Origin of the sequence: Finegoldia magna ATCC 29328, from assembly GCF_000010185.1 — a bacterium.
GTDB lineage: Bacteria > Bacillota > Clostridia > Tissierellales > Peptoniphilaceae > Finegoldia > Finegoldia magna_H.
Map to the genome: position 1 here is coordinate 1,682,141 of NC_010376.1, position 14,605 is coordinate 1,696,745.

The window sequence follows — 14,605 nt, forward strand, 5'->3', positions numbered from 1 at the left end:
TATTCCGTATTTTTGTATAGATACAGATTTTATTTACTTGTCAGTGAAACAAAGCAGATTACTGCTTTTCCCAGAAACACACTTAGCATTCTAATAAAAGCTCGTAACTAAGCGAGTCATCTGGAGTAAATTGTGTCAAATTCAATCGAAGAAATTCGTTAAAAAATCTCATTGTTTGAGTGCGTAGCACGAGTTTGAGATTTTAGAATCTCGAGATTAGAATTTGCCAATTTTCGTAAGCCAGACGATGCGTGTTACGACTTTTATTCCGTAGTCTTGTGGGGCGATTTATTTTCGTAAGCAGATATTCGTGCAAATCAGTTTTCTGATTTACCTTAACTGAAACAATCGCTGCAATGTGCTTTCCAAATAAAAAATGGGATCGCAAGACCCCATTTCTATTTTTAAATTAGAATTTTATTTACGTTTCTTAATTGAAGTATACACACCAAGAACGCCTGCTAATGATGCGGTTGCTAATGTTAATACTTCTTGTTCAATACCAGCTTTTGGTAGTTTTTTCTTATCTGTTGTAGTTTTTACTGGTCTACTAACTTTGTTGTCTGAAGAAGTTTTATCTACTTTTTCTGATTTTCTAACTAAAGTTACTTTCTTCTTTTCTGCATTTTTCTTGAATTCTTCGGCTTTTTTCTTAGCTTCAGCTTTCATTTCTTCAGCTTTCTTTTCTTCCTCAGCCTTTTTCTTTGCTTCTTCTTCAGCTTTTTTCTTTGCTTCTTCTTCAGCCTTTTTCTTTGCTTCTTCTTCAGCCTTCTTCTTTTCTTCTTCGGCTTTTTTCTTCGCCTCTTCTTCAGCTTTCTTCTTTTCTTCTTCCTTTTGTTTTTCTGCCGAATTTTTCAAGCCATCTACTTTCTTTTCTTTTTCTTCTTGTTTCTTTTCTTCGGCAGTCTTTTCTTCTGTTTTTTCTTTTTTATCTGAACTAGTTGATTGTTCTGGTTTAATTTCCTTGAATTTTAATGTGTAGTGCCATTTGCCATCTTTTTCTTCTAGGTCAAATGCATTCTTCACTAATTCTGTTTCCAAGTCTTTCTTGGCTGCTTCTTCTGCTTTTTCTTTAGTATCAAAATCAGATTGAGGCTTTAATTGTTTGATTTTTTCTATTGCTTCATCAAAACGTCTCAACATTCCTATTGCATATTCAGTATTTAAAACTGCTGGTTTATCAAAGACCGCTCTTTCTTTTATTACTTCTATCTTTAACTTTTCTACTTCAGAAATTTTTCCTTGTTCTTTTAACTCAGAATCTTTTTCTAATTTTAATAATTCAGAATCTTTTTCTAATTTTTCTATAATTTTATCAACATTATTCAATATTTCATTTAAAACTTCTACAGAAACTTTTTCTTGTAGCATTTTCGCATTATTTGTATTGTCCGCTGTAGCATAAGTGCTAACTCCACTGCCAAGAACTAAAGTTCCTGCAAGCACCGCTACCAATAATTTTTTGTTAAATTTCATATTAATATGACAATGGAAACTTCCCTCAACGGGTGGAATTTGTCGCCTCCCTTCAACTTTTCAAATACATTTCAAATCCGTTTCCAAGCAATTTCTTGCCATTCCATTTACACAATCTACTCGTATTAGCCCAACAAGAAATATTCCTACCGAAATACTCCTCGTTAAAAACACAAAAAATTTGAATTTTTTTGTTAATATGTATACAAATTTTGGTTTGTCAAAAGTAGTTTTGCATACAACTATTTATATTGATATTTTTATTATACTATATGATTTTAGGTAATACAATATATTCTTAATATTTCAACAATTTTTTCGATTTTTTCCTCTTTCTCCCCTGTTAAAAAGATTTTTTATTCCGTACCCTCGTGTAGCGACAAATTCTCTTTTCTTGTCAGCGAAACAATCAGATTACTGCTTTTGCTAAGAATATCGTCTGGAGAAAATAATTAAAAATCCAAGCGAAGTGACCCGTCAAAAATCTCACTCGTGCCAGTCGCAGACGCACTTGAGATTTTAGGGTCACAAGCGTGAGGATTTTTTTATTTTCGTAAGCCTGATGTTCGTGCAAAACAGTTTTCTGATTTTTTCAGAGCAGAAACTGTCTTGATTTTGCCATAAGCCAGGCGAGCGTGTTACGACTTTTATTCCGTATCCTCGTGTAGCGGCAAATTCCCTCGTCAGTGAAACAAAATCAGATTACTGCTTTTGCTAAGAATATCGTCTGGAGAAAATAATTAAAAATCCAAGCGAAGTGACCCGTCAAAAATCTCACTCGTGCCAGTCGCAGACGCACTTGAGATTTTAGGGGCATGAGCGTAAGGATTTTTTTATTTTCGTAAGCCAGATATTCGTGCAAAACAGTTTTCTGATTTTACTATAAACCGAAACAGTCTCGGCATTCAATTTTCCTCAAAAAAATAGACCCTATCAAAGGGTCTATCGTGTGTGTATTATGCGTGCAATTCCACTGTGTCTTCGTGGTATTTTGCTGGTAAGCTTGATTTTTCTTTGTTCATTCCAATGAAGAACTTAACGTTAGCTTCTTTTGATAAAACTTCCAAGTTTTCTAGGAATTCTTCTAATTGTTGTTCTGTCATGTCAACGATTGAGTAAATTCCGTCTACGTAAATTGTTTCGATATCGAAATCTCTTGACATAATCCCTGCCAAAAATCCATACAAACTTTCTGGACTTGAGATGTGGAATGTCGATGCATCTATAAGTCTTACTGAGTGATCAAGTGTAAAGATGTGCTTGTCATCAGAGTCTATAAATATTATGTTACCGTTATTGTTTTTCTTTTCGTCGTTGGCCTTGTCGATCAACCATTTTGTTTTTCCACTGCCTTTAGGACCTACTACAAATTTAACCATTATTATCATCCTTTCTTAAACCATTTTAAAAAGTTTAATTTACTTTATATTATTATACCCATTTTTTCGTCAAAATTATCACCTTGGAAAATATTTTCACGTTCCATTTTCTCGATTATCATATCTTGTATCTTCCAGTGACTTGTATTCCAGTTGCAAAACACAGAATCTTCTTCGGGCATTCTGCCGACTAATCGCTGAATTAGGATATCCTTATCCAAATATTTCAAGAATTCGCAAACTTCATTTACATATTCGTCCAATGATTTGAGCTGCACTTTTCCTTCTTTATACCATTTAGCAAGTATCGTGTATTTGGGAATGTATAGTGAATGTATTTTGCATTCGTCAACTTTTAATACCGATAAAAGCTTCGCAGTTTCTCTGACATCGTCCATGTCATCCCATGGAAGTGCGAGTATTACATGCGTGCAAATTCTAAATCCGTATTTTTTTATCATCAAACAAGCGCGAATGAAATCTGCAACTGTGTGTTGTCTATTGATTATCTTCAAAGTTTTGTTGTTAGATGTTTGAAGCCCAAGCTCTATGATAATGTCGACGTGTTTTTCTTGTTGAAGTTGTTTCAGTATTTCCAAATGTTCAATTACAATGCAATCCGGTCTTGTAGATACGCTGATTGCAACGACATCTTCCACCACTGCTTCGTTGACGTATTTTCGAAACAATTCAAGTGGCATATATGTGTTGGAATAATTTTGAAAATACGATATAAATTTGTGGGCGTTGTATTTGTTTTCGATGGTTTGTTTGTCTTTTTCCAATTGCTCACGAATAGAAAGGTGTTTTTCTTTGTTCTCGAAGCTGCCACCTTCTTCGTGACAATATATGCAACCACCATGTCCCAACCTTCCGTCTCTGTTGGGACAAGTTAAATCCAGTTTTATTGGAAGTTTGTAGACTTTTTCTCCGTAATGTTCTTTTAGATATTTGCTGTAAATGTTATATCTATCAGTCATTTAGATTTTCTCGTACGAAATCCAACACTTCTTGTGGGTTCTCGTCTGGTTTTACTTTTCTGAATTCTTTGACCAAATTCATATCCTTGTCAAATACAAATGTGCTTCTTTCAGTTTTTGTAACTTCTTTGCCGTACATTTTGCCCTTGTACACACAGCCAAAATTGTTCAAGAATATTCTTTCTGGATCGGATATCAATTCTTGTTTTAGTCCTTGTTTTTTTCTGAAATTTTCGTGTGTTTTTTCAGAGTCCTTGCTAATTCCTACAACTTCTGTGTTAAGCTTTTGAAATTCGTCGTAAACTTCGGAAAATCCGTCCGCCTCAATTGTACAGCCACTTGTGTTGTCTTTTGGATAGATGTACACTACCAAGTTTTTGCCCTTGTATTTGTCATAATATTCTTCGTTCAAAAATTCTTTTAAATTATTCATAATCCCTCAACTCAAATAGTTCTTCTAAAAATTTCGCCAGTCCGTCTTGTTCGTTTGTGTATTGTGTTATGATGTCTGCATTTTGTTTCAAAATATCGTCGGAGTTTTTCATTGCAACTCCAAGCCCACTGTTTACAACCATTTCCAAATCGTTGTGCGCATCGCCAATTGCAACCACCTCGTCACTTTTTATTCCAAAATGTTCAAGCACATGAATTGCCCTTTTGTATTTGTCGGTGTTCACATTTTGCACTTCTAGCATTCTGATATTTTGGGGAAAATATTTCGTGTGAATGTGGTATGTCACATTTAGATTGGTCTTGATACGCTCAACTATATCGTAAATGTGATTTTTTCCAGCAATCATAATCATACTCACGCAGTCATCAATCGGCAAATTTCTCTCAGAAACTGTCATAATCTCACCGATATCTCCCACGCTATCTACAAAACGATTCTTGTCTTCTTCATCTTGGATGAGAAGTGCGCATTTGTTTTCCACAAAAAAATACGGTCTAATCCCATACTCTTTTGATAAAGTGCTAAGCTCATCCACCACACTAGATTCCAACATCAAATCCTCATCCGTTGCAATGTTGGAGCTACTATGAATAATAGCTCCATTATTTGCAAGGATTATTTTGTCAAAATCTAATTTCTCGGTTAATTGCTTAGCTCTGGATAGACCTCTTCCTGTTGCAATAATAATCTTTATGCCATTGTCATAAAGTTTTTGTAAAATTTGATTACTGAAATCAGTAATTTTTTTATCGTCTGTCAGAAGAGTTCCGTCCAGATCAATCATAACAGCCTTGAAATTATTCTTCATCTTCTCCATCAAAATCTACGAAAAGAGATTCGAATGTTTCTTTTGCTTTTTCGTATTCAGCATCGTCTTCGATAACATCCAAGTTAGCTTCTTCTTCGTTGATTTCTTCGTATTTGTAAATCATAATTTCGTTGTCATCTTCAGATACAAGTGCGATATAATCACTGTCATATCCTTCAACTTCGAATACTCCAAGAATTCCGCATTCGATTTCTCCGCCATCTTCTAATGTTAGTACGATTGTATCTAACTCTTCTTCTTCATACATTTCTTCGTTTTCTAAATTTCTTTCGTCACTCATTTTTATCCTCCATTATAATGATTCTACTAATTTCTTCAAGAATTCATACACTCTATCTGTAGATTCCAAATCCAAAGTTTCTTTTGGTGTGTGAACTCCACTCATATCAGGGCCTATGGAAATCATGTCCATGTCCGGATATTTCTTTGAAAATACTGCACATTCAAGTCCTGCGTGAATTACATTCACTTGCATGTCCTTTCCTGTGACTTCCTTGTAAACTTTCAAACATTTGTCTCTTAGTTCGCTATCTTCACGGTATTCCCAAGGTTCGTAGAATCCTTCAGATTTAACTATTCCACTGTTTGATTTTGTTGTATTTGTAATCAAATCTTCAACTTCTCTTATTTTATCCAAAACTGAGGATCTGATTGATACCATAAACACGAATTTGTCATCAGTTGTTGTTGCGATTGATTGGTTAAGCGATGTTTCTACCAAATTGTCGTTTCCTTTTACCATGTCCACAACGCCGTTTGGAATTGTTGTTAGGAAATTCAAAATGTGTTCAGTAGATTGTTCGTCCATTGGAATTTGTGAATCTACTTGTTCAAAAATAAACTCCATTTTTGCTTCGACTTGTTTGAAACCATCAATGTTGATTTCGTTGTCTTTGATTTCGTCTTCACTTGCAATGATAAGCTCACAATTTCTTGGAATTGCATTGTGTTTTGTTCCACCATTTAATGATACAATTCTCAAATTGTGACGAGTTGACAATTCTTTTAGAATTTGAACTGTGGATTCGATGGCATTTAAGTGATTTTTATCAATATCTTGACCACTGTGACCACCTCTGAAACCATTGATTGCGATTTTGTAGAAATATTTCCCAAAATCTTCACGTTTGATTGCAAATTCAGAATTCAAAGTAATTCCACCAGCGCAACCACAAGTCATGATTCCTTCTTCTTCACTGTCAACGTTGATGAGGTATTTGCCTTTTAGGAAATCTTCACTTACGGCATTCGCACCGATAAGTCCTACCTCTTCGTTTGTTGTTATCATCAATTCCAAATCTGGATGTGACAAATTTTCGTCTTGTAAAATAGCAATTCCCATCGCAACGGCAATTCCATTGTCTGCTCCAAGTGTTGTCTTGTTGGCAGTTAATTTGCCATTTTCTATAATAAATTCGATCGGATCTTTAGTAAAATCGTGATCGCTGTCATCTTCTTTTTCGCAAACCATGTCCATGTGGCCTTGCAAAATAACTCCTGGATGACCTTTTTTATCTTCTGTTGCAGGCTTTCTGATTACGATGTTTAATTCGTCGTCAACGTCGTATTCAAGCCCCAATTCTTTTGCTTTATTTACTAAGTATTCGTTAATTCTTTTTTGGTCAAATGAACAACGAGGAACATTTGACAATTCTCGGAAATTTTCTAATACTATATTTTTCATTTAATTACACCTCAAGTTTTATATACCCAATAAATTAATAAAACTCACAAAAAATTTTGATTTTAATTGTGGCTCAAATACGCATTTATAAATTTATCCAAATCGCCATCCAACACATCTTGCACTTGTGAACTTTCGCAGTTTGTTCTGTGATCTTTTACCAATGTGTATGGTTGGAAGACGTAGGATCTGATTTGTGAGCCCCACGCTATTTGGTTGTATTTTCCTTGGATGTCTTCGATTTTTTCACGCTTTTCTTCTTCTTTTATCATGATAAGCTTGGCGATAAGCATATCCATTGCGTATTTTCTGTTCGCGATTTGTGATCTTTCGGTTTGACATTGGACTGTAACTCCGGTTGGAATGTGCGTGATTCTAACTGCAGAGTCTGTCATGTTGACGTGTTGTCCACCGGCTCCCGATGCTCTGTATGTGTCGATTTTCAAATCTTTGTCGTCGATTTGAATGTCGTGATTGTCCTTGATTTCTGGGAATACGTCCACCGATGCAAATGATGTGTGGCGGCGTTTTTGTTGGTCAAACGGAGAAATCCTGACAAGTCTGTGGACTCCTTTTTCGCTTTTCAAAAATCCATACGCGTTGATTCCTTGTACGATTAGTGATACGGATTTGATGCCGCCTTCTGTGTCTTGGTTGTAGTCGGTGATTTTGTAGGAATATTTCTTGTCAGCAATCCACCTCGTGTACATTCTCAGTAACATTTCCGCCCAATCTTGCGCTTCCGTCCCACCTGCACCTGCATGAATTGACATTATCGCATTATTTCTGTCGTATTCTCCCACCAAGAGCGTTTTGATTTTGAATTCGTCGACATTTTTTTCCAAATTTTTGAGCGTTTTGGAGATTTCTTTCTCGTATTCTTCGGTATTGTCTTCCTTGCTGATTTCAAGCATCATCTTGACTTCTTCGATTTTTTCTTCGATTTCGTCGTAGTTTTCGACATCGTCTTTTACGGAATTTAATTCGTCAAATATTTCTTGTGCCTTGTCGCTGTCGTCCCAAAACCCCGCCTTCATTGTTTCTTGTTGCAATTCATCTAATTTTTTTCTTAAATTTTCTAAGTCAAAGAGACTCCTTTATTTCTTTTAGATTTTGAGATAAATTTTCTATTTTTTCGTTAATTAAAAATACGTCCATTTTTATCCTCCAATTGCATATATTTTTTGAACAAAAAAGGAGGATTTCTCCTCCTTTGTGTTTGTATTTGTTTTTATAATAGTGGGCTTGTGATATGAAGTAGTTATCCTTTTGCTAAGAATATCATACGGAAAAAATTGTTCTGATTTCAAATTGAAGAGCTCCGTCTAAAAATCGGACTGCCCGAGCTTTAGCGAGGCTTGCGATTTTAGGAGCTCAAAATTATGAAATCATCAATTTTTGTAGTCAGATATTCGTGCATAAGGATAATTTACTTCACCTATCCTTAGCTATAAATGTTTGATGTTCAATTATCAAAACCAAACATTTCGCCTAGGGCTTTTCCACTATTTATTATCTGTTTTTACCACAGCAGTTTTTGTATTTCTTACCACTTCCGCATGGACATGGATCGTTTCTACCGATTTTCTTACCTTTAACTACTGGTTTGTTGATTTCTTCTTCTCCACCTGTTGCAGATGTTTCGTGAGCTACTTGTTTTCTTTCGATTTCTTCAACTGGTTGAACGTTGAACATTCCTCTAACTGTGTCTTCTTTGATAGAGTGGTTCATATCTTCAAACATTTCGAAACCTTCGTTGTTGTAAGCTCTTACTGGGTCTTGTTGACCGAATGCTCTTAGACCGATACCTTGACGCAATTGATCCATCGCATCAATGTGATCCATCCATTTTCTATCTACAACCATAAGAAGGATTACACGTTCGATTTCTCTGAATTTTTCTTTGCCGATGGCTTCTTCTTTTGCATTGTAAACTTCCAATGCTTTTTGAATTACATAATCTGTGAAAGTTTTCTTGTTGTAGCTGTTGAGTCTTGTAAGATCCAAAGTTCCTTCTGGAATGAATGTGTTAAGGTATGTCATCAATGCTTCCATTTCCCAATTTTCTGATTTAGGATCTTGGCAATATGTGTCGATAGCATTTGAAATGATGTCCTTGATCATAGCAACGATAGATTCGTGCATGTCTTCACCATCAAGCACTTTATCTCTTTCAGTATAAATTACTTTACGTTGTGCATTCATAACGTCGTCGTATTTCAATACGTTCTTTCTGATACCAAAGTTATTGGATTCAACTTTTGTTTGCGCTCTTTCGATTGCTTTAGTAATTGTTCTGAATTCCATTGGTTCATCTTCTGGGAACTTGCCAGATTCAGCGTATTTTTGGATAGTTTCTCCACCGAACAATCTCATTAAGTTGTCACCCAATGATACGAAAAATCTTGATCTACCAGGGTCACCTTGACGACCAGAACGACCACGCAATTGGTTGTCGATACGACGTGATTCGTGACGTTCCGTACCGATAATATATAATCCGCCGACTTCAAGAACTTTTTTCTTGTTTTCGTCAGTCATTTTCTTGTATTTTTTGTGCAATTCGTTGTAAACATTTCTTGCTGCAACTAATTCTTCATCTGTGCTTGGTAAGAATGAATCCAAACTTTCGATTACATAATCTCCGTAACCTTGTTTTTTCATGTCGTGTTTTGCCATGAAATCTGGGTTACCGCCTAAAAGAATGTCGGTACCACGGCCGGCCATGTTTGTCGCGATAGTAACCTTGTCAAACATACCTGCTTGTGCTACGATTTCTGCTTCACGTTCGTGTTGCTTAGCGTTCAATACGTCGTGTTTGATTCCATTTTTCTTCAACAAGTTGGACAATCTTTCTGAAACTTCAATTGAAATAGTACCAACTAGAATTGGTTGACCAGTCTTGTGAATTTCTTTTATTTCTTCAACGATTGCGTTGAATTTTGCATTTTCGTTGATGTAAACTCTGTCTTGTTCGTCAACTCTGGCTACTGGTTTATTAGTAGGAATTTCAACAACGTCCATCTTGTAGATTTCGTTGAATTCTGCTTCTTCAGTCTTGGCAGTACCAGTCATACCACTTAATTTGTTGTACATTCTGAAGTAGTTTTGGAATGTAACTGTTGCCAAAGTTTTGGATTCGCTCTTAACTTCAACACCTTCTTTTGCTTCGATAGCTTGGTGAAGACCATCAGAATATCTTCTACCTTCCATGATACGACCAGTAAATTCATCAACGATTAGAATTTCATCGTCTTTTACTACGTAATCAATATCACGTTTCATCGTATTGTTAGCCTTCAAAGCTTGGTTGATGTGGTGAGCTAATTCCATGTTGTTAGGATCAGACAAGTTTTCTACGCCGAAATATTCTTCAGCTTTTCTTGTACCAACTTCTGTAAGACTGGCAGTTTTTCTCTTTTCGTCAACCAAGAAATCAACAGTTTCATCCTTGAATTCACGATCGAAAATATCTGGCTTGTCTTCTTCTGGATCCATAATACGTCCAGTCAAACCATTAGCAAACATATTTGCTCTCATGTACATATCTGTAGATTCGTCGCCTTGACCAGAAATAATAAGTGGAGTTCTAGCTTCATCTATTAAGATAGAGTCAACTTCGTCCACGATTGCAAAGTTGAGGCCTCTTTGAACCTTGTCTTTTTTATAAATAACCATGTTGTCACGCAAATAATCGAAACCGTATTGGTTATTAGTACCGTAAGTAATATCACAAGCGTAGTTTTCACGTCTTTCATCATTATCCAAACCATAAACGATAACGCCTACAGTTAATCCCAAAAATTCGTGAACCTTTCCCATCCATTCCTTATCTCTCTTTGCAAGATAATCATTGACAGTAACTACGTGAACGCCCTTACCACTAAGCGCATTCAAATATGCAGGCAAAGTTGCAACCAAAGTTTTACCTTCACCAGTTTTCATTTCTGCAATTCTACCTTGGTGCAAAACAACACCACCGATTAATTGCACACGATATTGTTTCATACCCAAAACTCTGTAGCTGGCTTCTCTAACTACAGCAAATGCTTCTGGTAAAATATCGTCCAAAGTTTCTCCATTTTTTAATCTTTCCTTGAATTCAACAGTTTTATGCTTTAATTCATCATCTGATAATTGTTGCATAGACTTATCATATGATTCAATTTTTTTAATAATTGGTTCTATTTTCTTTAGCTCTTTTTTATTAGCTGAGCCAAAAATAGATTCAAATACTCCCATATAAATCTCCTTACTTTAATATATATAAATACTACCTTTTATTTTAACATTAAAACATATCATTTACAACAAAAACATCAACTTTTAAAGGAAATTACTTAAAAAATTTTCCAATAAATTACAGACCATATAATTTTGGGTGCAATTTTGTAAAATTATTTTTAATATGTAAATTTTTTTGATTTATCCTTTCTTACTTACTAATGGGATTTGTGAGATAAAATTTTAGTAATAAATAAAAATCCCTCAAGAAAAATGTCTTGAATGACTAGGTACTAGAAAAATTCATATTTATTTAGTATAATAACGCTATATTTATGAATAATAAATGAAAAGGAGATGCATATGAATTTCCCTGAAGAAATAAAAAGAATTAGACAACGTTCATTCCTCACGCAGCAGGATTTTGCTGATAAAATCGGTGTGGCTTTTTCCACAGTAAATCGCTGGGAATCAGGACGTGCAAAGCCAAACTTGAAAGCAATGAAAAGCATTAATGCGTTTTGCTTAGAACATAACCTTCCATATGAAACAATAGAGCAAGCTTGGCTTGATTACAAAACAGAAAAATAAAGGAGCAATACGCTATGACAGATAAAGAATTGAAAGAATTAAAAGACACCTTATGGCACTCTGCCGATGTTTTGCGTGCAAGTGCTCATTTAGCTGCAAATAAATATGGACAGCCTATCTTGGGACTTATATTCCTTAGATATGCAGATATTTTATATAAACAACATAAGGAAGAAATCGAAGCAGAATACAATCGCCTTAAAGGCGGACGCATGGAAAAATCCATCAAAGAAATTTCCATTGAGAAATGTGGCTTCTATCTTCCAGAGTGTGCTTATTATGACTTCATCAATGATGCACCGGACGATGCAAACAAGGCTACCCTTGTAAAGAAAGCAATGGAAGCCATTGAAGATGAAAATCCTAAAATGGATGGAGTACTTCCAAAAGAAGTATACGCTCAGTTAGTTCCGGAAGAAGAACCAGAGCTTCTATCTAACATTGTACGTATTTTCAAAGATATTCCAGAAAACAGTACAATCGATATTTTCGGTGAAATCTACGAATATTTCTTAGGTAATTTTGCCCTTGCAGAAGGTAAGGATGGTGGAACATTCTACACTCCAGCAACTGTTGTTCGATACATGGTTGAAGTGTTGAATCCACAGCCGGGTGAAAAGAAGTTTTTAGATCCTGCCTGCGGTTCAGGGGGAATGTTCGTACAGGCTGCCAGGTACATGCACAACCACAACGCAAGCGAAAGTGAACAGATGAAGTTTCGCTGTTATGGTGTTGAGAAAGAACCAGATACAGTAAAACTAGCAAAAATGAATCTGCTTCTTAATAATGTACGTGGCGATATCACAGAAGCGAACTCATTTTATTCAGACCCATATAATGCATACGGACAATTTGATTACGTAATGGCAAATCCTCCGTTCAACGTAGATGAAGTTGTAGTTGAGAAGGTTTCTGATGATAATCGTTTCAATACATATGGAGTGCCAAGAAACAAAAGCAAATCAAAAAAGAAAAAATCTGATAAGAAAGAAACTGTACCTAACGCAAACTATTTGTGGATAGGCTACTTTGCGACTGCCTTAAACGAAAAAGGTAAAGCAGCACTTGTCATGGCAAATTCCGCATCTGATGCATCGGGTTCAGAATATGATATCCGAAAGAAAATGATTGAAGAAGGTATAATCTCACAAATGGTGACACTTCCATCTAATATGTTCTCATCCGTTACACTTCCTGCAACCCTTTGGTTTTTTGATAAGCAAAAGCCAAATACTGACAAGAAAAATGAAATCTTGTTTATTGATGCAAGAAATGTATTTACCCAGGTCGACCGTGCCCATAGAAAATTCTCAGATGAACAGATTAAAAACCTTGGTGTTATCACAAAGCTTTATCATGGCAATGCACAGGCACTTGTAGATTTGATTGATGAGTATAAAGCAGAGCTTGCCAATGCACCGGAATCTTCTGATGATAAGGAAGTACTTACAAAATCATATTGGCAGGCGCAGATTGATTGGCTAACAGAAAGATTCCCGAATGGCGAATACGCTGATGTTATCGGTCTTTGCAAAGCCGCACCAATGGATGGAGAAGACGGAATCATCGACCAAGACTATTCCCTCAACGCAGGGCGTTATGTAGGCGTAGTGATTGAAGATGATGGTTTAACACAGGAAGAATTCAAAGAAGAAATGTATTCTTTAAATGCTGAGTTTGCTGCATTAAGTGCTGAGGCAAAGACACTTGAAGAATTAATCTCGAATAATCTGAAAGAATTGTTGGGTGAGTGATATGGAAAGAAGAGAAGTAAAATTAGGAGATATTATTACTTATAACAAAGGATACGCTTTTAAAAGTAATGAATATACCAACACTGGCAAAATGGTTGTTAGGGTAACTGATTTCACGTTAGATTCTATTAGCGATAATGATTCTGTATATTTAGAACCAAATGATAAATATAAAAAATTTATAATTAATACCAACGATATATTAATTCAGACAGTAGGATCATGGGCGAATAATCCAAATTCCATTGTTGGAAAAGTAGTAAGAGTCCCTGACAAATGTAATAAGGCATATCTTAATCAAAATATTGTTCGTATTATTCCTAATAGAGATTTTAATAACACATACTTATACTATGCTCTTAAGGCAAATCAATTTTCTACGTATTGTGTTTTACGAGGGCAAGGTGCAGCTAATCAAGCAAGTATTACATTAGACACTATCTTTAAATTTAAGTTTAGAGCACATTTATTATCTGAACAAAAGAGGATTGCAGATATTCTTTCATCCTATGATAACCTCATCGAAAACAACAACAAGCGAATCAAACTTTTAGAGCAAATGGCTGAAAATCTCTATAAGGAATGGTTTGTAAGATTTCGCTTTCCGGGATATGAGGATGTGGAATTTGAGAACGGAATACCTAAGGGTTGGGAAGAAGTTAGACTAGGTGAGTTTATAAATTTGGCATCCGGATATGCATTCAAAAGTGATTGGTGGACTGACCAAGGCGTTCCAGTTATTAAAATTAAAGATATACAAAATGGAAAAATAGATTTAACGAATCTGGATTATGTATCTGAAGATAACGCTCAAAAGGCAAAAAATTTTTATGTTGGTAAAGGAGATATCCTTATTGCTCTTACAGGTGCAACTATTGGAAAAGTTGGAATTGTGACACATGACAATGTACTTGTTAACCAACGTGTTGGTAAATTTTTTATAAAGAAACCTTCAATAAAGAATATTGGATATATATATAGTTTATTTAAACAGAATTGGATACAAGAACTAATAGTTATGTATTCTGGTAGTAATGCAGCTCAACCTAATATTAGCCCGTTTGATATTGAAAAATTTAAAATTATTTATAATAAGGTGTACGTTGATAAATTTAATGTAATAGTGTATCCGATTTATGATAGCATAATAAAACTTTATGAGAAAAATGAACTCTTAGAAAAGCAACGAGATTTACTTCTCCCCCGCCTAATGAGTGGGAAATTAGAAGTGTAA

The 14,605-nt window shown here is 35.2% G+C and carries 12 protein-coding genes; 3 read left to right on the forward strand and 9 right to left on the reverse strand.

Features of this window, described 5'->3' with window-relative positions; all coding sequences use genetic code 11:
- Window positions 1–417 precede the first annotated feature (417 nt).
- From FMG_RS07985 to secA, 9 genes are all read right to left on the reverse strand, one after another.
- A complete protein-coding gene (locus FMG_RS07985) occupies window positions 418–1,476 on the reverse strand; it encodes a DUF5633 domain-containing protein (RefSeq protein ID WP_012291158.1) in 1,059 nt (352 codons plus the stop codon).
- A gap of 956 nt (window positions 1,477–2,432) precedes the next feature.
- Window positions 2,433–2,855, reverse strand: a complete 423-nt coding sequence (locus FMG_RS07990; protein WP_002837093.1) for an ATP-binding protein — start codon at window positions 2,853–2,855, stop codon at window positions 2,433–2,435.
- Between the two features lie 44 nt (window positions 2,856–2,899).
- On the reverse strand, window positions 2,900–3,835 hold the full coding sequence (locus tag FMG_RS07995) for a TIGR01212 family radical SAM protein (protein ID WP_012291160.1): 936 nt from the start codon (window positions 3,833–3,835) through the stop codon (window positions 2,900–2,902).
- On the reverse strand, window positions 3,828–4,268 hold the full coding sequence (locus tag FMG_RS08000; protein WP_002837087.1) for a peroxiredoxin: 441 nt from the start codon (window positions 4,266–4,268) through the stop codon (window positions 3,828–3,830). Before FMG_RS08000 ends, FMG_RS07995 begins: the two co-directional genes overlap by 8 nt.
- Entirely contained in the window at window positions 4,261–5,097 is an 837-nt protein-coding gene (locus FMG_RS08005) for a Cof-type HAD-IIB family hydrolase (RefSeq protein WP_012291161.1), read from the reverse strand. Before FMG_RS08005 ends, FMG_RS08000 begins: the two co-directional genes overlap by 8 nt.
- Window positions 5,087–5,398, reverse strand: a complete 312-nt coding sequence (locus FMG_RS08010) for a DUF1292 domain-containing protein (RefSeq protein ID WP_002837085.1) — start codon at window positions 5,396–5,398, stop codon at window positions 5,087–5,089. Before FMG_RS08010 ends, FMG_RS08005 begins: the two co-directional genes overlap by 11 nt.
- A gap of 12 nt (window positions 5,399–5,410) precedes the next feature.
- Entirely contained in the window at window positions 5,411–6,802 is a 1,392-nt protein-coding gene (gene pepD / locus FMG_RS08015; RefSeq protein ID WP_012291162.1) for a beta-Ala-His dipeptidase, read from the reverse strand.
- Between the two features lie 62 nt (window positions 6,803–6,864).
- Window positions 6,865–7,960, reverse strand: a protein-coding gene (gene prfB / locus FMG_RS08020; protein WP_187362817.1) for a peptide chain release factor 2 whose coding sequence is annotated in 2 segments (ribosomal slippage) — window positions 6,865–7,887 and window positions 7,889–7,960 — 1,095 coding nt in all. Because the reading frame shifts where the segments join, the coding sequence is not laid out codon by codon here.
- Between the two features lie 354 nt (window positions 7,961–8,314).
- Complete coding sequence (secA, locus tag FMG_RS08025; protein ID WP_002840721.1) at window positions 8,315–11,044, reverse strand: preprotein translocase subunit SecA; 2,730 nt, start codon at window positions 11,042–11,044, stop codon at window positions 8,315–8,317.
- A gap of 345 nt (window positions 11,045–11,389) precedes the next feature.
- On the opposite strand from secA, the gene FMG_RS08030 reads away from it, so the two are divergent.
- From FMG_RS08030 to FMG_RS08040, 3 genes are read left to right on the forward strand one after another with little or no spacing between them, the layout of a single operon-like run.
- Window positions 11,390–11,617: a helix-turn-helix domain-containing protein gene (locus FMG_RS08030; RefSeq protein ID WP_002841002.1), complete on the forward strand. Its 228-nt coding sequence runs from the start codon at window positions 11,390–11,392 to the stop codon at window positions 11,615–11,617.
- A 14-nt stretch (window positions 11,618–11,631) separates the two neighbouring features.
- The gene (locus tag FMG_RS08035; RefSeq protein ID WP_002840827.1) at window positions 11,632–13,371 is read left to right on the forward strand and encodes a type I restriction-modification system subunit M; all 1,740 of its coding nucleotides are present in this window, start codon (window positions 11,632–11,634) and stop codon (window positions 13,369–13,371) included.
- Between the two features lies 1 nt (window position 13,372).
- Window positions 13,373–14,605, forward strand: coding sequence for a restriction endonuclease subunit S (locus tag FMG_RS08040; protein ID WP_002840701.1), 1,233 nt, complete (start codon window positions 13,373–13,375; stop codon window positions 14,603–14,605).